This window comes from Enterobacter sp. QK-SA4, assembly GCF_056856775.1.
This window is the reverse complement of record NZ_JBXFXH010000007.1, coordinates 2,557,732-2,574,077: the sequence shown is the minus strand read 5'-3', so window position 1 is coordinate 2,574,077 and position 16,346 is coordinate 2,557,732. Positions and strand designations below refer to the sequence as shown.

Here is a 16,346-nt window from a genome sequence, read left to right as displayed (position 1 = left end):
AGAAAACAATCCTTATCTAACTAACACTGCACGTAGGTTACACATCCAGTAAATTGCGTTAATAGAAAACAGTTATCCCTAAACCTCATCCTGACAGTGAAAGAACGACCAGCCCGGTGCTCGAACACCGGACTGGTCATCAACCCACAGGTATGCACTGTGAGCCGACCAGGGTTCAGTCAGTCTCGCGAGACCAGACTAGCCTGCCATATTTTCACTGATTGCAAAAGGCTTACGGATAATGAAAGAACAATCTTTACCCATCGTCCCCTGGATTGGCGGCAAACGTCGTCTGGCTAAGCATATTCTGCCGCTGTTCCCGGCCCATACCTGCTATGTGGAGCCGTTCTGCGGGGCAGCTGCGCTCTATTTTCTTAAGACACCCAGCAAGATCGAAGTCATTAACGATATCAACGGTGAGCTGGTGAATCTGTATCGGGTGGTAAAACATCACCTGGAAGAGTTTGTCCGCCAGTTCAAATGGGCGCTGGTCAGCCGTCAGATTTACAAATGGCTGCAGGATACGCCGGAAGAAACGCTCACCGACATTCAGCGGGCGGCCCGGTTCTACTACCTGCAGAAACAGGCATTTGGAGGCAAGGTCGCCGATCACACATTCGGTACCTCTACAACCAGTGCGCCGCGCTTCAATCTGCTGCGTATTGAGGAAGAACTATCGATGGCACACCTGCGCCTGTCCAGAACGCTGATAGAGCATCTGGACTGGCACCAGTGCATAGAGCGATATGATCGCCCGCATACGCTGTTCTACTGTGACCCACCGTACTGGGGAACGGAAGGCTATGGTGTGGAGTTCGGGCTGGAAAACTATGATCACATGGCAGATTTAGCGCGAAGGATCAAAGGGACGATGATTATATCGGTGAACGATATCCCGGAAATGCGGCAGGCATTCAACGGTCTGAACATGCAGTCGATTGATATCAGCTACAACCTTAAGGTAACAGGCAAACCCAGCCCGAAGAAAGAGCTGGTAATTTGTAATTTTTGAAAGAGGTAGTTAAAGGTGGTGGTGCATCTGCAGCACCACCTAAACATTTAACCCTGCCTTGGACAAGTCCAATAATCATTATCTGGCTCTGGTGAATAAGCCTTCAAACAACCTGCTCGCGGGGTCTTACCATCATCTGTCATAGGAACTTTTTCCTTATCAAGTTTCACGGTCAGGTCTCCACCGGGAACATCCGTTTTATCGAAAAAAACAGCCTGACATGCTGATTTAGATATTTTCACTTCGTGGGCATTATTTGATATGAACAAATAACAATTATGACCAGAGGCTATGTAGTCACTTGGAATATTATTTTCATCTTTAATATGAAACTGCACCGTTGTCACCGGGCGTTCGCTATCCTCGGATACTTCGATTTTTTCAAAACTGTCCGCGTACTTATCCAGGCCGGGGAGTTGTTGGCGAATAAACGGTAATTCGCGTTTTATAACCGGATTATCTGTTTCAACGCTAAAAACCGTGTGCTCCTTAGCTGTGGTGGACGTATCAGCAGGATCGGTATTATCTCCACACCCAGATAAAACTAATATCAACGGTAAAAATAATTTGCGCATAGTCATGTCCTTATACCTCTAATGTTCTTAATGGGAACAGATTAACCCGTATTTTTTAATCTATCGAACGCTGCGGACAGCTCCTTAAGCTGTTTTTCCATATCAATCATTCGCTGTTTTTCCTCAGCGCCTCGCAGCAACTCTTTTCGCACCTCTGGCTCCAGTTGGTTGAGCAGTTCCAATAACTTCAGATCAGACTGGTTGAAATGCTGCTCCTGATTAGCTGGCTGTGCTTTCTCTACCCCAACAGCTTCCCCTTTACCAGTAAGTAGCCAATCTATTGATATGTTCAAATGGGTGCTTAACGCAACAAGAGCCTCCGCATTAGGTTCTCTCTCTCCACGCAGATAGTTTTGAAGTGAGCGATATGGAATTTTCGACAAGTCTGACAATGCCTTTATTGTCAAGCTTTTAGCATCCATCGCTTCGCGCAATCTCTCTTTTATACTCATTTGAACATATCTCGATTTGACATACCCGTTTGGGTGCGTACAATAGACCCAATAGAGTACATCATAACCCAACAGGAACACGGTGCATATGAACAAACAACAAGTTCGGGCACGGCTGGTTGAACGAGGCAGTAGCTTGCGCCAGTTCGCGCTTAACGCGGGCTATGAGCCACGAACAGTCACCCAAGCTGTCAGTCGCTGGGCAGGAAAAAGCGAACTTCCACGCGGTCGTTTGACTTATCGGATTTTGCGAGACCTTTCGGTCGCAATAGGCAAAGAAGTTACCCCCGGCATCCTCAAGGAGGCGTCATGAGTAAACCAAATACATCAAGCTCAGGTACCCGTATTTTGCGTGTCCTTAAAGCTTTACGCGGTCACGCTCTGAACGGTGTTTCTAACGGTGAACTGGCATCGGCTCTGGGTGAGTCACCGGCGAATATCAATCGTGCGCTGAATACCCTTATCGAAGAAGGACTGGCCCTGAAACTGGATAACGGGCGTTTTGCCCCTGGAGTCCAGCTCTTACAAATCGCCATGGCGCACAGTACCGAAATGGCACGGGCGCAGGATCGTATCAATGAAATCAACCAGCGTGTTATGGCTGGCAGTCGCTAAGGAGTTGAAATGGGACGCACAAAATCACAACCAGTTGAACTAGTGGAAGATGTACCGCTGACCGATGGTCTCAGCGTCAATCTTAATGCCATGACCGAACATCGCCTTGAAATCATGCAGCAGTTCGGTGATGGCCTGCCATATGAACGTGACCGCATCGTTCACGAGACACGCTTCTACATGGCTCAGAGTGCTGAAGCCATGCTGGAGGCTGGTAAGCGGCTGATTATCCTTAAAGAGAATGAGCCGCATGGCGAGTTTGTTGAGATTGTCAGGGAGCATCTCGGCATCGAACCTCGCATTGCGCAAAAAATGGCGCAGGCCGCACTCAAATTTCTATCTCCAGAACTGGAGTCAAAAGCGAAAACGTTTTCGCTTTTAGGGCGCTCAAAGTTATACGAACTAATGCTGGAAGATGATGAAGAACTGGCTCAATTAGCAGATGGCGGCACAGTGGCAGGCCTGACGCTAGATGATGTTGATCGCATGTCGGTACGTGAGTTGCGCCAGTCTCTTCGCGAAGCCCGCGAAACCAGCGCAGCGCAACAGCGCGTGCTGGCCGACAAAAACGAAAAAATCGACTCGCTTTCCACAAAACTGGAGAAGAAATCCCGTATCCAGCCACCTAAGCCTGACGAAGAAGTGAAGAAGTTACGCGCGGAAGTGACGGCGTTAGCGGTTGAGGCGGAATCTGCCATCGCGGTTCGACTGTCCAGCGCCTTTGAGACCCTGTGCGCATACTGCGCTGAAAACATGATTGATACCCCCAGAGACTTTATGGCCGGTCTGGTCTGCCAGCTGGAAAGCACCGCGCGTAGCCTGCGCTCCACATTTGACCTGCCGGATGAGCCGACAGGTAACGCTGCCCCTTCATGGCTGACTGACCCGACGCCACAGATTAACGGGCAGGAGGCATAACCGATGAGTGCCGCCCTGACTGAACGACTGGTTTATGTTGCCCGCGCGGCACGTGACGCGGGGCATGGTAAGCGCGGTGCGATATACGACGCCGCCTGCGCTGAACTAGGCATGTCCCGCGCCACCCTGCTGCGCAAGCTGAAGGAGGTATCAGTGACTGACAAACGTAAAAAACGCGCCGATGCCGGGCGCAGCGCCCTGAGCCGCGACGAAGCCGCGCTGATATCAGCCACGCTGCGCGAGGCCACCCGTAAGAACGGCAAACGCCTGTATTCCATCGCAGATGCGGTGGAGACCCTGCGGTCAAACGGCTTTATCACTGCAGGCAGAACGGACGAGGCCACCGGCGAGTTTTTCCCATTGTCCGAGGACACCATCAGCCGCGCCCTGCGTAACTATGGTCTGCACCCTGAACAGCTTGACGCCCCGGCCCCGTCGTCCGAGATGGCCAGCCTTCATCCCAACCATGTCTGGGAGATTGATGCCTCGCTTTGTACGCTTTACTACCTGAGCAACGGTCATAAAGGGCTGCAGGTAATGGACAGCGCGAAGTTCTACAAGAACAAGCCCGCCAACATCGCCCGCATCGCCAGTGACCGCGTGTGGAGTTATGAGATTACCGACCATACCAGCGGCTGGATTTACGTTGAGTACGTGATGGGGGCTGAATCCGGTGAGAACCTCTGTTCTGTTCTTATCAACGCCATGCAGGAGCGTGGTGGCGCTGACGTGCTGCACGGCGTGCCGAAAATACTCTACCTCGACCCCGGCTCGGCGAACACCGCTGGCATGACAAAAAATATGTGCCGTTCGCTGGGCATCGACCTGATAGCGCACAAACCACATAACGCCCGCGCCACCGGGCAGGTGGAAAAGGCGCGTGACATTATCGAACGCAAGCTGGAGCCGGGTCTCAAGTTCCAGCCGGTTCACAGTCTGGAAGAGCTGAACGCGCTGGCGGTGAAATGGCGCAGCCACTTTAACGCCACGGCTGTTCACAGCCGCCACGGTAAAACCCGCACGGATATCTGGCTGAAAATCACCGCAGAGCAGTTGAAGAAAGCACCTTCCGTCGAGGTATGCCGCGAACTGGCGGTGGCTGCGCCGGAAAGCCGCAAGGTCACATCAAAACTGCGTGTACCGTTCCGGGGCGCAGAGTTTGATGTTTCGACGGTGCCGGGCGTGATGGTCGGTGAAAAACTGATGATTACCCGTAACCCGTGGCGCAGCGATGTTGCGCAGGTAGTGCTGACCGGCGAAGACGGCCACGAGACGTTCTTCCTGGTCGAAGAGGTCAGAAAGAACGAGTTCGGCTTTGCCGAGAGCGCGGCGGTATTTGGCGAAAGCTACAAAGCCCTGCCTGAGACCCCGGCGCAGACGGCGGCAAAAGAAATCGAAGAGCTGGTCACCGGCACGGATAACGCCGCCGATGCAGCTGCTGCACGCAAGGCGAAGGCGCTGCCGTTTGGCGGGCGACTTGACCCGTATAAACATATCGACGACACCACGCTTCCGGCCTATATGCCTAAGCGCGGTCAGGCTTCAGACGTGCGCGGCCCGCGTATTGAGCAGCGTCCGCTGACCCATGTGGAGGCCGCGAAAGCCCTGCGCGAGAAGTTCAGCGCGAACGGCCATACCTGGACGCCGGAATGTTACCGCCAGTTAACAGCACGGTACCCGGAAGGCGTACCGGAAGCCGCACTGGATGAAGTGATGGTCATCCTGACCGCTCCGGCCCACAACAGCGTTATCAGCATCGTTAACGGCAACTGAGGGGGAAGACATGCTGGTACTGAAGCAACAACTGAAAGAGGCCCGTATCCCGCAGGCGGTAGTGGCAAGAGCCGTCGCCGTTTCCGAGGCCACGCTGGCCCAGATTGTGAACCATAACGAGTGGCCACGCACCAGCCCCGAAGAGGTACGCCAGCGTCTGGCGTTGTATCTGGAAAGTCAGGGGATTGATACAGCGAAAAGTTTTGATGCTGCACAGGGCGCTGTCACGCCCCGTACAGCGGGTACTACCGATAAAACCAACCTCAGTGAGGAAGAGAACATGTTACTCAAAAAGCAGGTGTTATTTCCAGCAACCAAAAAAGCGTTTGGCCTTTTCCGTGACCCGTTCGCCGATGAGGCCATGCAGGGCGCGGACGATGTGTTCACCACGCCGGATATCCGCTACGTGCGTGAGGCGCTGTTCCAGACCGCCCGCCACGGTGGCTTTCTGGCGGTTATCGGCGAGTCTGGCGCGGGTAAATCCACGCTGCGCCGCGACCTGATTGAACGCGTCAACCGCGAGAACGCGCCGGTGATTGTTATCGAGCCATACATCATCGCCATGGAGGACAACGACGTGAAGGGCAAAACCCTCAAGGCGGCAGCCATCGCCGAGGCCATCATCAGCACCATCGCGCCGCTGGAGAGCATCAAACGCAGCCAGGACGCCCGTTTCCGCCAGTTGCACCGCGTCCTGAAGGACAGCAGTCAGGCGGGCTTTAGTCACGTTCTGGTGATTGAGGAGGCCCACAGCCTGCCCATCCCGACGCTGAAGCACCTCAAACGCTTCTTCGAGCTGGAATCAGGCTTTAAAAAACTGCTGTCCATCGTGCTGATTGGCCAGCCTGAACTGGCGGACAAACTGTCTGAACGCAACATGGAAGTCCGTGAGGTCGTCCAGCGCTGCGAGGTGGTTGAACTGCTGCCGCTGGACAACAGCCTGGAAGAGTTTCTGGCGTTCAAACTGCAACGTGCCGGTAAGCAGCTGGCCGACATCATGGACGCCAGCGCAGTGGATGCCATCCGCGCCCGCCTGAGCAATCTGGGCAGCAACCGAAAAAGCATGGTCAGCCTGCTGTATCCGCTGGCCGTCAGTAACCTGGTGATAGCGGCCATGAATCTGGCCGCTGAAATCGGGGTTCCTCAAGTCAACGCCGACGTCGTCAAAGGGGTTTAATCATGAAATCCATCGCCGATATCAACCAGCAGATGAACAAGGTGCAGTCTGCCATTATGGCGCTCAACGCCATGAATACTACCGTGCAGAGCGTCATGATTGCGGGTAGTAAGCCGGTTATCCGTATCGCCCGCAACGGGCACTGTGCCCGCCTGCTGGAGCAGGGCAAGGCAAGTTATACCCATGTTGGTCATGACGGCTCAGGGCGCTTCCGTCAGGGCGTCTTTGAACTGCATGGCTGCCGCATTACCTGGTCAGAGTCATTACATTAACCATAAGGTGAACAGAGATGAGCGAAGTAAATAAAGAAGACTACATGAAAGACCGCAAGGGGCGTCTGGTGCCGGTTGACCAGGTGTCTGACTATGACCTTGCGATGGACTCTTTCGTTAAAGAACAGGTTGCCGCCGCGAAGATTAAGCGTGATGAACTCAGCGACTTCAAGCGTCGTGCCTTTGACGAGTGCTATGCCTGGCTTGACCTTGTGGCCGAGAAGTACGGCAGAACGCGCGGCGGTGCCAAAGGCAACGTGACCTTCAGCAGCTTCGACGGTGCTCAGCAGATCACCATCCGCGTGCAGGAAACCCTGACCTTCGGGCCAGAACTGCAGATTGCCAAAGACCTGATAGACGAATGCGTCACCGAGTGGTCGGAAGGCGCGAACGCCAACCTGCGGGCCATCATCAGCGATGCTTTTCAGGTGGACAAAGAGGGCCAGCTTAACACCGGACGCATTCTTTCCCTGCGTCGCGTCAAGATTCAGGACGAGCGCTGGAACCGGGCAATGGAGGCCATATCGGAATCACTGCAGGTGGCCATGTCCAAAACCTATATTAATTTCCGGGAGAAAGATAAACACGGGAAGCTAATTAATATTCCGTTAGATATCGCTGCCATTTAATTTTAATTCAATTTCTTTTTTATTTCGGCGTCAGCGCCGTGGGCTTCTGCACGCCGAAAACAGTATTGAGGAATAAATCATGTCCATCAAATGTTCCAACTGTAAGAAAGGTATCACCACTCTGAAGTTCAGCGACGCCAGCGTCATTACCTCTGGCAAATACCATGTTCCAGCCGTCCTCATCACGCTGGTATGCCCGCACTGCAGCCAGCATTACTACACCGAAGTCCCGGCCATGGAGTTCATCCCCTGCGAGGCAAAACAATGAAAGGCATGAAATTATATAACCGTTCGACGATCTACAATCTGGCCCTGAAAACCTTTGGCCCTGAAGCACAGGCGCTGAAGTTGATGGAAGAAGCCGCCGAACTGGCCGCTGCTGCCGCCCGCAACATGAACGGACTGGGCAATGAAGTTGATCTGGCTGGGGAGCTGGCTGACGTTGAAATCATGATTGAGCAGTTCCGCCTCAACGGGATGGGCCTGATGATTGACTTTCATAAACAGAAAAAGCTGGAACGCCTTGCCGAACGTCTGGGGGTGACTTATGCCTCAGAATAATGAAAAACTGCTGGAGAAGTTAAAAAAGCTGCTGGCGCTGGCGAAATCCGACAACCCTCATGAAGCTGCACTGGCCCTGCAACGCGCCCAGAAACTGATGCAGGCCTATAACATCACCCAGGCTGACCTCGCACTCAGTGATATTGATGAAAGCGTCAGTAACTACTGGGCAGCAGGTAGCGTTAACCCGCCGCGATACATGCTGGGTCTGCTGGATATTATCCAGGTAGCATTTGGCGTTAAGTCTATTATTCACTCCGGCTTTAAACCCAGCGTTGGTTTTTACGGTAATAAAGACCGGGTTGAACTGGCCTCATATACATGGGAGGTACTGGCCAGACAATTAATCGTGGCCCGTAAAAACTATATTCGACAGCAGAATAAAAGAATCAAAAACACGACCAAGACCAGTCGTGGTGACAAGTTTGCAGAAGGATGGGTTCTGGCCGTGCGCAGCGAGGTTCATTTATTTGCTATGTCCCGCGAAGAACGGGAGCTGGCAAGCCTCTGGCTTGAACAAAAATACCCTGACTCAGGCACAACCACGGGCCGTGGGGCCGGGAAATCACGTGACGCGGACATGTCCCGCCACATCGGTTACAGAGAAGGGGAAAACGTCCGCCTGCATCAGCCTGTCAGCGGGCAGGAACAGCGGAAGCTGGGGAGTGGCTTATGATGGCTGAATCTATTGTATGTGCCCTGTTCTGGTATGGTCTCGTGGGGTGGTGTACTGCTGAACTGCACCGCCGCTCAGGTTTTTACTCACGTTACAACGGTGCCGCACACTGGATCAGTTGGGCTGTTATGTTCCTGTGCTGGCCTGTAGCGCTTCCTTTATATGTCGATTATATCGGTGGCGCAGGTAAAAGGAGCGACGATGATGACTAAGCAGCGTCTTATTCAACTCATCCATATTGCCCGCAATGACCTCCAGATGGATGAGGACACCTACCGCCAGATGCTACAGGGTCTGACCGGCAAAGCCTCAACCAAAGGGATGGATACCCCGCAGCTCAACCGCGTGCTGGAATCCATGAAAAAGAAAGGCTTTCGCATTAAGCCTGCCGGAAAAGCCAGGTCCGGCTTACCGCTGGATAACCATCCCCAGTCAAAGAAAATCCGTGCGCTTTGGCTTGAAATGACAGCGGCGGGTACCGTCCGTGACTGTTCAGAGCAGGCGCTGGCGTTGTGGGTTAAACGGGAAACGGGCATCAGCGCGTTACGCTGGCTCAGCAATGAGCAGGCAAGTAGCGTTATTGAGAAACTGAAGAAGTGGCAGCGCAGAGCTGCGGGAGTGAAGCAATGAGCGACCTGAATCAGTTTCGTAGTAAAGGGCCGGAACTGTTGGTAGAACTGGCACAGCACACTTCTGAGACCGTCCGCGAGATTATTGATATCGAACCCGCAGTTGCCGACCAGATTGGTCAGGCTGTTGCGAACCGCATGATGCAGGTCTGGGGTGGGCAAAACGTCTATTTTCCGATGGGCATGGTCTGGAAGGTCAGCCAGCGCGACCGGGAAATCTTCCTGGAGTTTGACGGACGCAACCATCACGAACTGGCCCGCAAATTTGGTGTTTCGCTACAGTGGGTCTACAGCGTGGTGAAGCGGGTCAGAAAAGAAGAACTGTATCGGATGCAGGGCAAACTGTTTGATGGTGAACCCGATGCCGATACGGGGAAAAAGGAGTAACATCTGCAATCAGGCTGGCGCGAGTTCTGTTTTTTTTCGGGCCGGTCTGATTTTCACATACTGTAACGTTATTGCATATTCCATCCAGTCTCTTCCCATGTTGACCCAGTTCTTCCCATAATTATCTCACTTATTCCCTGTCATTTATCTCAAGTCTAATCAGCTGGCGGCGTCTACGGACGCGCCGCTCATGATGATCCCGGTACAAATCCTCGACGGGCTGGCCGCAGGGATTCTGGGCGTCGCGGTACCGTCTTTTATCGTGGTGCTGTTGCGCGGGAGCGGGCACGTCAATGCCGGGCAGAGCGTGGTGATGCTGATGCAGGGGGTTGGGGCATCCATGAGCCCGGCGTTAACCGGCACGATTGCGGGTCATTACTCATTTGCCACAGCATTCAGCGTCCTGAGCGCGATTGCGCTGGTGGCCGTACTGCTATGGTGGTGCTTTGCGCACCGGACCTGGGAAACAGACAGTACGCCGGGTGGGGCATAGACGCCACCCGGCGTCACGCTTACGCCAGTTCGTTAGGGCACGCTTCGCCCTTTTCCAGCTGCTGCAGGTTACCCAGCGTGGTTTCTGAAATGCTGATCAGCGCTTCGGCAGTCAGAAACGCCTGGTGTCCGGTAAACAGCACGTTATGACAGGCAGACAGGCGGCGGAACACGTCGTCCTGGATCACATCATTCGACTTGTCTTCAAAGAACAGATCGCGTTCGTTCTCGTACACATCCATTCCCAGCGCGCCAATTTTCTGGGTTTTCAGCGCTTCGATAGCGGCCTGAGAGTCAACCAGCCCGCCGCGGCTGGTGTTGATGATCATCACGCCATCTTTCATCTGGTCAAACGCCGCCTGGTTGAGCAGGTGGTAGTTCTCCGGCGTCAGCGGGCAGTGCAGGGAGATCACGTCAGACTGCGAGAACAGGGTCGGCAGGTCGACGTATTCCACGCCCAGCTCCAGCGCAGCGGCGCTCGGGTACGGATCGAACGCCAGCAGACGCATGCCGAAGCCTTTCAGAATGCGCAGGGCGGCGATGCCGATTTTACCGGTGCCGATCACGCCCGCGGTTTTGCCGTACATGGTAAAGCCGGTCAGCCCTTCCAGAGAAAAGTTGGCATCACGGGTACGCTGATAAGCGCGGTGAATACGACGGTTGAGCGACATCATCATGCCAATCGCATGTTCCGCGACCGCTTCCGGGGAGTACGCCGGGACGCGCACCACCCTCAGACCCAGCTCTTTCGCCGCGTCGAGGTCCACGTTATTAAAGCCCGCGCAGCGCAGGGCGATATATTTCACCCCCTGTTTTTTCAACTCTTCCAGCACCGGGCGACTGCCGTCGTCGTTAACAAAAATGCAGACGCCTTCACAGCCGTGCGCCGTTTTGGCGGTTTTTTCGGACAGCAGAAAGTCGAAAAATTCAAGCTCAAACCCGTAAGCCTCGTTAACATGTTGCAGATACTTTTTGTCGTACTGCTTTGTGCTATATACCGCGAGTTTCATAAGACTTTCTCCAGTGATTTTGCATTCACGTTAGCATGATTAAAATTATCTTACAATTTATAAAATATTATTGAATTCAATAAGTTCTATCAATTATTCTAGAGCATATGTGCACCCTAACTCCATGATATTCTTGCTACGAGGAATCTTTGGCGTGAATCTGGTTAGGGCGTGTAGAGAAAAATGCAGTGGGTTGAGGATGCGAAAAAAGCCTGTCTGAATTACGTTAAAGAATGGCAAGAGGATGTGAAAACTGCAATCCTTCTGGATGTGATGGGACGATATTAGGAACCGGGTGAGTTTCTGATAAAGAGGGAGAATGATGCATGTCGCAACAACTGGGGTTGTCCTTATCTCCGCCAATGCTGCCCGCTTTGTACTATTTCATTGTATCTATAGTAGTTTTTTTCTTTTTATATTTCGGGAAACAGAAGATTACCCGGCTAAGAAAACACCCACTGTTCATTGCCTATATGCTGTTTGTGATAGCCATTGCAGCCATCCAGATTAACGTTTTTGCCAACGGCTATGAGTTTGTTAGCGGTTTTTTACATATCGATTTTGATCCCTGGCGGTACGACTCGGTGTACTGGGGGTCATTGATATTCGCAATGCTTTACCTGCTGGCAGTGCCCAGGAACAGGTATTAATTACGCAGTTATTCCGGCTTCTTCGCCTGAAATTATGCGTAACCCACTGAATCTAAATTGTGTTCTTTAGGTTCCGCATAGCAAAAAAGTTACCTCATACTATTTACAGCATCTATCCTTAATCTTGGCGTTAACTTCAACTCAACCGCTAAACATGCGACAATGATCGGCACTGCCGGCTTAATTCTTTCGCTAAATCAGGATATTAACTGCCCATGAAGGGTAAATACAAAGCCGCTCTTGCGCTTTTACTGCTGTTCATACTGTTGCCGCTGACGCTGCTGATGACGCTCGCTCAGTGGGTACCGACGCTCGCCGGGATCTGGCTGCCCGTCGGGACGCGCATCGCTTTCGAAGAGAGTCCGAAACTTACCCGCCACGCGCTGGTGATCCCCGATCTTCGCTATCTGGTTGAAGACTGCGAAATTGCCCGCATCGATAACGTTACGCTGTCACATCCGAGCCGCTGGAAGCTGGATGTCGGCGCTCTGGATCTCAATTCCGTCTGTTTGAGCAAAATTCCCCAGTCTGCACCCTCAACGGTCGCCCCCAAAACGCTGGCACAGTGGCAGGCGGTATTACCGAATACCTGGATCACGGTTCACCGTCTGACGCTGTCGCCCTGGCAGCAGTGGCAGGGCGAGCTGCATGCGTCGCTGACGCCGTCCATTCAGGAGATTGCCTATAAAGGCGAGCAGGTCAGCATTAAAGGCACGCTGCGCGGTCAGACGCTCTCGGTCAGCCAGTTCGATGTACAGCTCCCGGACCAGCCGCAGCCGATTAAGCTGGTGGGCGAGTTTACCCTGCCGCTGGTGCCGGATGGCGTGCCGGTGAAAGGCCACGCGGTCGCGACCTTTAACGTGCCACAGTTGACGCCTCTGGTCGATGCCGATCTGGACTGGGAAGACAATCAGGGACAGCTGGTGGTGATGGCGCGGGACAATCCCGATCCGCTGCTCGACCTGCCGTGGCAGGTCACGGCGGAGCAGCTGAACATCAGCGACGGGCGCTGGAATTGGGATCTCTCGGGGATGCCGCTGAGCGGCCGGGTGTCTCTTCGCGCCGACAACTGGCAGCAGGGGCTCGATAAAACCACCCTGACCGGACGGCTGAATGTGCTTACTCAAGGCGATGCGGGGAAAGGCAACGCGGTACTGAACATTGGGCCCGGCAGGCTCGGCATGGAAAACAGCGACATGCCCCTGCATCTGAGCGGCGAGGCGAAGCAAAACGATCTTATTCTTTACGCCAAATTGCCCGCAACGCTGACCGGCAGCCTGTATGAACCGCAGCTGGCCTTTGAGCCGGGCGCGCTGCTCCGCTCGCGCGGGCGCATCATTGACTCACTCGATATCGATGAAATCCGCTGGCCGCTGGCGGGCGTGAAGCTGACGCAGAAGGGCGTGGACGGTCGATTACAGGCGATTCTGCGCGCTCATGAAAACCAGATGGGTGATTTTGAACTCCACCTGGACGGCCAGGCCAACGACTTTTTACCTGATAACGGTCTGTGGCAGTGGCGCTACTGGGGAAAAGGCGGCTTTACGCCGATGCATGCCCGCTGGGATGTCGCCGGGAAAGGCGAGTGGCGCGACAATCTTATTGAGCTGACGGCGCTCTCCACCGGTTTTGACAAGCTCCAGTACGGCACGATGGAGGTCAGCAAGCCGCGTCTGGTGCTGGATCGGCCGGTGCGCTGGCTTCGTGACCCCGAAAAACCGGCCTTCAGCGGCGCGCTGTCGCTCAACGCCGGGCAAACCCGTTTCTCCGGCGGCAGCGCGTTGCCGCCCTCGGTCCTGACCTTCAGCGTCGACGGTACCGACCCGACCATTTTCCAGTTTAAGGGCGACCTCCATGCGGACAAAATCGGCCCGGTACAGGTGAACGGACGCTGGGATGGCGTGCGCCTTCGCGGGCAGGCCTGGTGGCCGAAACAGTCGCTCACCGTCTTCCAGCCGCTGATCCCGCCGGACTGGAAAATGACGCTGCGCGACGGGGAGCTTTACGCGCAGGTCGCCTTCTCGGCGGCGGTCGATCAGGGCTTTGAGGCCGGTGGGCACGGCGTGCTGAAATCCGGCAGCGCCTGGATGCCGGATAACCAGATTAACGGCGTCGATTTTGTGCTGCCGTTCCGATTCAGCGAGGGAACCTGGTCCCTCGGCACGCGCGGTCCGGTCACCTTGCGCATTGGCGAAGTGGAAAACCTGGTGACCGCGCGCAACATTACCGCCGATCTACAGGGGGACTATCCCTGGACGGAGGACAATCCGCTGCTCCTCACCAACGTGAAGGTGGAAACCCTCGGCGGGAAGATCACCATGCAGCAGCTGCGGATGCCTCAGCACGATCCGGCCCTGCTGCGCGTGGACAATATCTCCTCCAGCGAGCTGATCAGCGCCGTCAATCCGAAACAGTTTGCCATGTCAGGGCCGGTGAGCGGGGCGCTGCCGTTCTGGCTGGATAATGAAAAATGGATCATAAAAGATGGCTGGCTGACCAACCCGGGGCCAATGACGCTGCGCATCGACAAAGATACGGCCGACGCCATCGTGAAAGATAATATGGTGGCGGGCGCGGCGATTAACTGGCTCCGCTATATGGAAATTTCGCGTTCGTGGACGAGAATCAATTTAGATAATCTGGGTGAATTAACCATGCAGGCGACCATCAAGGGGACCAGCCGGGTGGATGGCAAAAGCAGCTCCGTCAACCTGAACTATACCCATGATGAGAATGTCTTTACCCTCTGGCGCAGCCTGCGCTTTGGGGACAACCTGCAAACCTGGTTTGAGCAACATGCGGCGATACCTGCTCCCCGCAGTTTGACTAGCAAGGAAAGTGAGGAACAACAATGAAAAAGATGGCTGGTGTGCTCACCGTTGCCGTTACCGCGCTACTGACCGGCTGTACGCCGCGCATTGAAGTCGCTGCGCCAAAGGAGCCGATTACTATCAATATGAATGTCAAAATCGAACATGAAATCCATATTAAGGTCGATAAAGACGTCGAAACACTGCTGAAATCGCGCAGCGATCTGTTCTGAGGATGCCATGAAACGATTAGCTCTGATTTTACTGGCGCTGGGGATGAACGTGCAGGCGGCTGCGCTGACCTTAAACGATGCCCGGGCGCAGGGGCGCGTGGGGGAAACCCTGAGCGGCTATCTTGCCCCGATTCAACAGGACGCGGAAACGCTGGCGCTGGTCAATCGTATCAATGCGGCGCGCGCGGAAAACTACCAGAAGCTGGCTGACAGCAATAATTTGCCGGTCGATGAAGTGGCTAAAATGGCCGGTCAGAAACTGGTTGCCCGCGCGCAGCCGGGCGAATACGTGAAGGGCATTAACGGAAAATGGCTCAAAAAGTAGTTAGCGGTAGCGCCTGCGGTATTCACCCGGCGAGACGCCAAAACGCTGCTTAAACGCCGTAGAAAAATGGCTATGGTCGGTGAACCCCCAGCTGTAGCCAATACCCGCCAGCTTTTCATCATCACCGGTAGATTGCAGTGCCTGCGCGCAGAGATCCAGACGACGGTTTTTGATGTACTGCGCCACCACCAGCCCCTTCTCGGCAAACATGCGGTAAAGGCTGCGCACGGACATGCCGCTCTCGGCGGCAATCCATTCCGGGCGCAGCGATTCAGACTGAATATGGTCGTCAATCAGCGCCACCACATGCTGGAACTGGCGCTCCTTGCGCGGCTGAATGATTTCACGCTGCTGGAAAGCGGGGCGCAGCAGACAGATCATCGCCTCGAGCGCCGCTTCGCTCTCCCGGTCACTCAGGTCGGCATTGTTCATGCTCTCCATCAGCAGGCGATGGCTCAGCTGTACCGTGGGCAAGGTGCGGGAAAGGGCGGTCGCGCAGCTTATCTCCTGGAAACGACACTGCTGCTCAATAATCTGGCGGGGAACCAGCAGCGAAATCTGGCGGGATTTTTCCCGCCAGTTGATCGAGCAGGGACGCGACGCGTCAATCAGCGTGATATCACCGGTTCTGAGCAGCGCGCGACGGTCATCCTGCTCAATTTCCGCGCTGCCTTCGAGCTGGAACACGGTATAGAACCAGGCATCATTACTCTGAGCAATCTCCTGACGGGAGCGGAACAGGTTAACCCCGCCTGCGGTCACGGTGCTGAGCTTCAGGCTGCGCGCATAGCTGGTCTCCAGCTCGCCGAAGAATTTCCCCCCGGTGGGCTGCGCGTTAAAACGCCCGCAAACCTGGTTAATTTGCGCCAGCCACTGCTGATACTGTTCCTGCTCGCTTGCACACGCCATCGTTTCTCTCACTGCACCGTCAACGTTTTCGCATTGTTGCATTTGTGTTGCATTTTGTCAGAGCTATGAGGCTGACTATAGGAAAGAACACTCACCGGTAACAGCGATATAAGCGGCAATTATCGCGATTTGCGGAGCCTGTCACAGGTGGCAAAGCGAATGTCACAGAGACAAAAGCGAGAACGCAAAACCCCACTTAGACTGGATGGACACCCTGCGAAGAATAACGAAGGAGTATCCT

General features: G+C 54.4%; 22 protein-coding genes and 1 pseudogene. 19 read left to right on the top strand and 4 right to left on the bottom strand.

What is annotated here, in order from left to right; all coding sequences use genetic code 11:
• Positions 1 to 241: 241 nt before the first annotated feature.
• The gene (locus tag AC1VYI_RS13815) at positions 242 to 1,012 is read left to right on the top strand and encodes a DNA adenine methylase (RefSeq protein WP_045355447.1); all 771 of its coding nucleotides are present in this window, start codon (positions 242 to 244) and stop codon (positions 1,010 to 1,012) included.
• Between the two features lie 47 nt (positions 1,013 to 1,059).
• On the opposite strand, the gene AC1VYI_RS13810 is transcribed toward AC1VYI_RS13815, so the two are convergent.
• A complete protein-coding gene (locus AC1VYI_RS13810) occupies positions 1,060 to 1,587 on the bottom strand; it encodes a hypothetical protein (protein WP_227641874.1) in 528 nt (175 codons plus the stop codon).
• A 41-nt stretch (positions 1,588 to 1,628) separates the two neighbouring features.
• A complete protein-coding gene (locus tag AC1VYI_RS13805) occupies positions 1,629 to 2,039 on the bottom strand; it encodes a helix-turn-helix domain-containing protein (protein WP_045355449.1) in 411 nt (136 codons plus the stop codon).
• A gap of 88 nt (positions 2,040 to 2,127) precedes the next feature.
• Here AC1VYI_RS13805 and AC1VYI_RS13800 point away from each other — a divergent pair, with 88 nt between their 5' ends.
• From AC1VYI_RS13800 to AC1VYI_RS13735, 14 genes and pseudogenes are all read left to right on the top strand, one after another.
• On the top strand, positions 2,128 to 2,352 hold the full coding sequence (locus AC1VYI_RS13800) for a hypothetical protein (RefSeq protein WP_001041677.1): 225 nt from the start codon (positions 2,128 to 2,130) through the stop codon (positions 2,350 to 2,352).
• Positions 2,349 to 2,654, top strand: coding sequence for a helix-turn-helix domain-containing protein (locus AC1VYI_RS13795; protein WP_000042842.1), 306 nt, complete (start codon positions 2,349 to 2,351; stop codon positions 2,652 to 2,654). Before AC1VYI_RS13800 ends, AC1VYI_RS13795 begins: the two co-directional genes overlap by 4 nt.
• Positions 2,655 to 2,663: 9 nt before the next feature.
• On the top strand, positions 2,664 to 3,572 hold the full coding sequence (locus tag AC1VYI_RS13790) for a phage protein (protein WP_045355450.1): 909 nt from the start codon (positions 2,664 to 2,666) through the stop codon (positions 3,570 to 3,572).
• Between the two features lie 3 nt (positions 3,573 to 3,575).
• On the top strand, positions 3,576 to 5,345 hold the full coding sequence (locus AC1VYI_RS13785) for an integrase catalytic domain-containing protein (RefSeq protein ID WP_045355451.1): 1,770 nt from the start codon (positions 3,576 to 3,578) through the stop codon (positions 5,343 to 5,345).
• A gap of 10 nt (positions 5,346 to 5,355) precedes the next feature.
• Positions 5,356 to 6,522, top strand: coding sequence for an ExeA family protein (locus tag AC1VYI_RS13780; protein ID WP_045355453.1), 1,167 nt, complete (start codon positions 5,356 to 5,358; stop codon positions 6,520 to 6,522).
• A gap of 2 nt (positions 6,523 to 6,524) precedes the next feature.
• Complete coding sequence (locus tag AC1VYI_RS13775; RefSeq protein ID WP_000835317.1) at positions 6,525 to 6,794, top strand: hypothetical protein; 270 nt, start codon at positions 6,525 to 6,527, stop codon at positions 6,792 to 6,794.
• Positions 6,795 to 6,811: 17 nt separating this feature from the next.
• Entirely contained in the window at positions 6,812 to 7,423 is a 612-nt protein-coding gene (locus tag AC1VYI_RS13770; RefSeq protein ID WP_029464111.1) for a DUF3164 family protein, read from the top strand.
• Positions 7,424 to 7,502: 79 nt separating this feature from the next.
• Positions 7,503 to 7,691: a hypothetical protein gene (locus AC1VYI_RS13765; protein WP_023214066.1), complete on the top strand. Its 189-nt coding sequence runs from the start codon at positions 7,503 to 7,505 to the stop codon at positions 7,689 to 7,691.
• A complete protein-coding gene (locus AC1VYI_RS13760) occupies positions 7,688 to 7,984 on the top strand; it encodes a nucleoside triphosphate pyrophosphohydrolase family protein (RefSeq protein ID WP_063162366.1) in 297 nt (98 codons plus the stop codon). Before AC1VYI_RS13765 ends, AC1VYI_RS13760 begins: the two co-directional genes overlap by 4 nt.
• Positions 7,971 to 8,660 (top strand): DUF2786 domain-containing protein, encoded by a 690-nt coding sequence (locus AC1VYI_RS13755; protein WP_045355456.1) that lies wholly within the window; start codon positions 7,971 to 7,973, stop codon positions 8,658 to 8,660. Before AC1VYI_RS13760 ends, AC1VYI_RS13755 begins: the two co-directional genes overlap by 14 nt.
• Entirely contained in the window at positions 8,657 to 8,872 is a 216-nt protein-coding gene (locus AC1VYI_RS13750) for a hypothetical protein (RefSeq protein WP_061351304.1), read from the top strand. The genes AC1VYI_RS13755 and AC1VYI_RS13750 overlap by 4 nt, the downstream gene beginning before the upstream one ends.
• The gene (locus AC1VYI_RS13745) at positions 8,862 to 9,290 is read left to right on the top strand and encodes a gp16 family protein (RefSeq protein WP_045355457.1); all 429 of its coding nucleotides are present in this window, start codon (positions 8,862 to 8,864) and stop codon (positions 9,288 to 9,290) included. Before AC1VYI_RS13750 ends, AC1VYI_RS13745 begins: the two co-directional genes overlap by 11 nt.
• Positions 9,287 to 9,676: a Mor transcription activator family protein gene (locus AC1VYI_RS13740; protein ID WP_482881787.1), complete on the top strand. Its 390-nt coding sequence runs from the start codon at positions 9,287 to 9,289 to the stop codon at positions 9,674 to 9,676. Before AC1VYI_RS13745 ends, AC1VYI_RS13740 begins: the two co-directional genes overlap by 4 nt.
• 163 nt (positions 9,677 to 9,839) lie before the next feature.
• Positions 9,840 to 10,169: pseudogene (locus tag AC1VYI_RS13735) on the top strand (MFS transporter); the annotation flags it as partial.
• Between the two features lie 19 nt (positions 10,170 to 10,188).
• Here the strand turns inward: AC1VYI_RS13735 and AC1VYI_RS13730 are convergent.
• Positions 10,189 to 11,178: a 2-hydroxyacid dehydrogenase gene (locus AC1VYI_RS13730; protein ID WP_023311563.1), complete on the bottom strand. Its 990-nt coding sequence runs from the start codon at positions 11,176 to 11,178 to the stop codon at positions 10,189 to 10,191.
• Positions 11,179 to 11,504: 326 nt separating this feature from the next.
• Here AC1VYI_RS13730 and AC1VYI_RS13725 point away from each other — a divergent pair, with 326 nt between their 5' ends.
• From AC1VYI_RS13725 to AC1VYI_RS13710, 4 genes are all read left to right on the top strand, one after another.
• The gene (locus AC1VYI_RS13725) at positions 11,505 to 11,828 is read left to right on the top strand and encodes a hypothetical protein (protein ID WP_023311564.1); all 324 of its coding nucleotides are present in this window, start codon (positions 11,505 to 11,507) and stop codon (positions 11,826 to 11,828) included.
• A 215-nt stretch (positions 11,829 to 12,043) separates the two neighbouring features.
• Complete coding sequence (locus AC1VYI_RS13720) at positions 12,044 to 14,683, top strand: YdbH family protein (protein WP_134866362.1); 2,640 nt, start codon at positions 12,044 to 12,046, stop codon at positions 14,681 to 14,683.
• Positions 14,680 to 14,871: a YnbE family lipoprotein gene (locus AC1VYI_RS13715; protein WP_134866360.1), complete on the top strand. Its 192-nt coding sequence runs from the start codon at positions 14,680 to 14,682 to the stop codon at positions 14,869 to 14,871. Before AC1VYI_RS13720 ends, AC1VYI_RS13715 begins: the two co-directional genes overlap by 4 nt.
• 7 nt (positions 14,872 to 14,878) lie before the next feature.
• Positions 14,879 to 15,196 carry a YdbL family probable chaperone protein gene (locus tag AC1VYI_RS13710; RefSeq protein WP_023311566.1) on the top strand — a complete coding sequence of 106 codons (318 nt, stop codon included), beginning with the start codon at positions 14,879 to 14,881 and terminating at the stop codon, positions 15,194 to 15,196.
• Here AC1VYI_RS13710 and feaR read toward each other — a convergent pair whose 3' ends face one another.
• On the bottom strand, positions 15,197 to 16,105 hold the full coding sequence (feaR, locus tag AC1VYI_RS13705) for a transcriptional regulator FeaR (RefSeq protein ID WP_023311567.1): 909 nt from the start codon (positions 16,103 to 16,105) through the stop codon (positions 15,197 to 15,199). It abuts the gene before it with no gap.
• Positions 16,106 to 16,346 lie beyond the last annotated feature (241 nt).

Coding starts and splice junctions, on each gene's coding strand:
- AC1VYI_RS13815 (WP_045355447.1), top strand. CDS start 242: ATGAAAGAACAATCTTTACCCATCGTCCCCTGGATTGGCGGCAAACGT.
- AC1VYI_RS13810 (WP_227641874.1), bottom strand. CDS start 1,587: ATGCGCAAATTATTTTTACCGTTGATATTAGTTTTATCTGGGTGTGGA.
- AC1VYI_RS13805 (WP_045355449.1), bottom strand. CDS start 2,039: ATGAGTATAAAAGAGAGATTGCGCGAAGCGATGGATGCTAAAAGCTTG.
- AC1VYI_RS13800 (WP_001041677.1), top strand. CDS start 2,128: ATGAACAAACAACAAGTTCGGGCACGGCTGGTTGAACGAGGCAGTAGC.
- AC1VYI_RS13795 (WP_000042842.1), top strand. CDS start 2,349: ATGAGTAAACCAAATACATCAAGCTCAGGTACCCGTATTTTGCGTGTC.
- AC1VYI_RS13790 (WP_045355450.1), top strand. CDS start 2,664: ATGGGACGCACAAAATCACAACCAGTTGAACTAGTGGAAGATGTACCG.
- AC1VYI_RS13785 (WP_045355451.1), top strand. CDS start 3,576: ATGAGTGCCGCCCTGACTGAACGACTGGTTTATGTTGCCCGCGCGGCA.
- AC1VYI_RS13780 (WP_045355453.1), top strand. CDS start 5,356: ATGCTGGTACTGAAGCAACAACTGAAAGAGGCCCGTATCCCGCAGGCG.
- AC1VYI_RS13775 (WP_000835317.1), top strand. CDS start 6,525: ATGAAATCCATCGCCGATATCAACCAGCAGATGAACAAGGTGCAGTCT.
- AC1VYI_RS13770 (WP_029464111.1), top strand. CDS start 6,812: ATGAGCGAAGTAAATAAAGAAGACTACATGAAAGACCGCAAGGGGCGT.
- AC1VYI_RS13765 (WP_023214066.1), top strand. CDS start 7,503: ATGTCCATCAAATGTTCCAACTGTAAGAAAGGTATCACCACTCTGAAG.
- AC1VYI_RS13760 (WP_063162366.1), top strand. CDS start 7,688: ATGAAAGGCATGAAATTATATAACCGTTCGACGATCTACAATCTGGCC.
- AC1VYI_RS13755 (WP_045355456.1), top strand. CDS start 7,971: ATGCCTCAGAATAATGAAAAACTGCTGGAGAAGTTAAAAAAGCTGCTG.
- AC1VYI_RS13750 (WP_061351304.1), top strand. CDS start 8,657: ATGATGGCTGAATCTATTGTATGTGCCCTGTTCTGGTATGGTCTCGTG.
- AC1VYI_RS13745 (WP_045355457.1), top strand. CDS start 8,862: ATGATGACTAAGCAGCGTCTTATTCAACTCATCCATATTGCCCGCAAT.
- AC1VYI_RS13740 (WP_482881787.1), top strand. CDS start 9,287: ATGAGCGACCTGAATCAGTTTCGTAGTAAAGGGCCGGAACTGTTGGTA.
- AC1VYI_RS13730 (WP_023311563.1), bottom strand. CDS start 11,178: ATGAAACTCGCGGTATATAGCACAAAGCAGTACGACAAAAAGTATCTG.
- AC1VYI_RS13725 (WP_023311564.1), top strand. CDS start 11,505: ATGTCGCAACAACTGGGGTTGTCCTTATCTCCGCCAATGCTGCCCGCT.
- AC1VYI_RS13720 (WP_134866362.1), top strand. CDS start 12,044: ATGAAGGGTAAATACAAAGCCGCTCTTGCGCTTTTACTGCTGTTCATA.
- AC1VYI_RS13715 (WP_134866360.1), top strand. CDS start 14,680: ATGAAAAAGATGGCTGGTGTGCTCACCGTTGCCGTTACCGCGCTACTG.
- AC1VYI_RS13710 (WP_023311566.1), top strand. CDS start 14,879: ATGAAACGATTAGCTCTGATTTTACTGGCGCTGGGGATGAACGTGCAG.
- feaR (WP_023311567.1), bottom strand. CDS start 16,105: ATGGCGTGTGCAAGCGAGCAGGAACAGTATCAGCAGTGGCTGGCGCAA.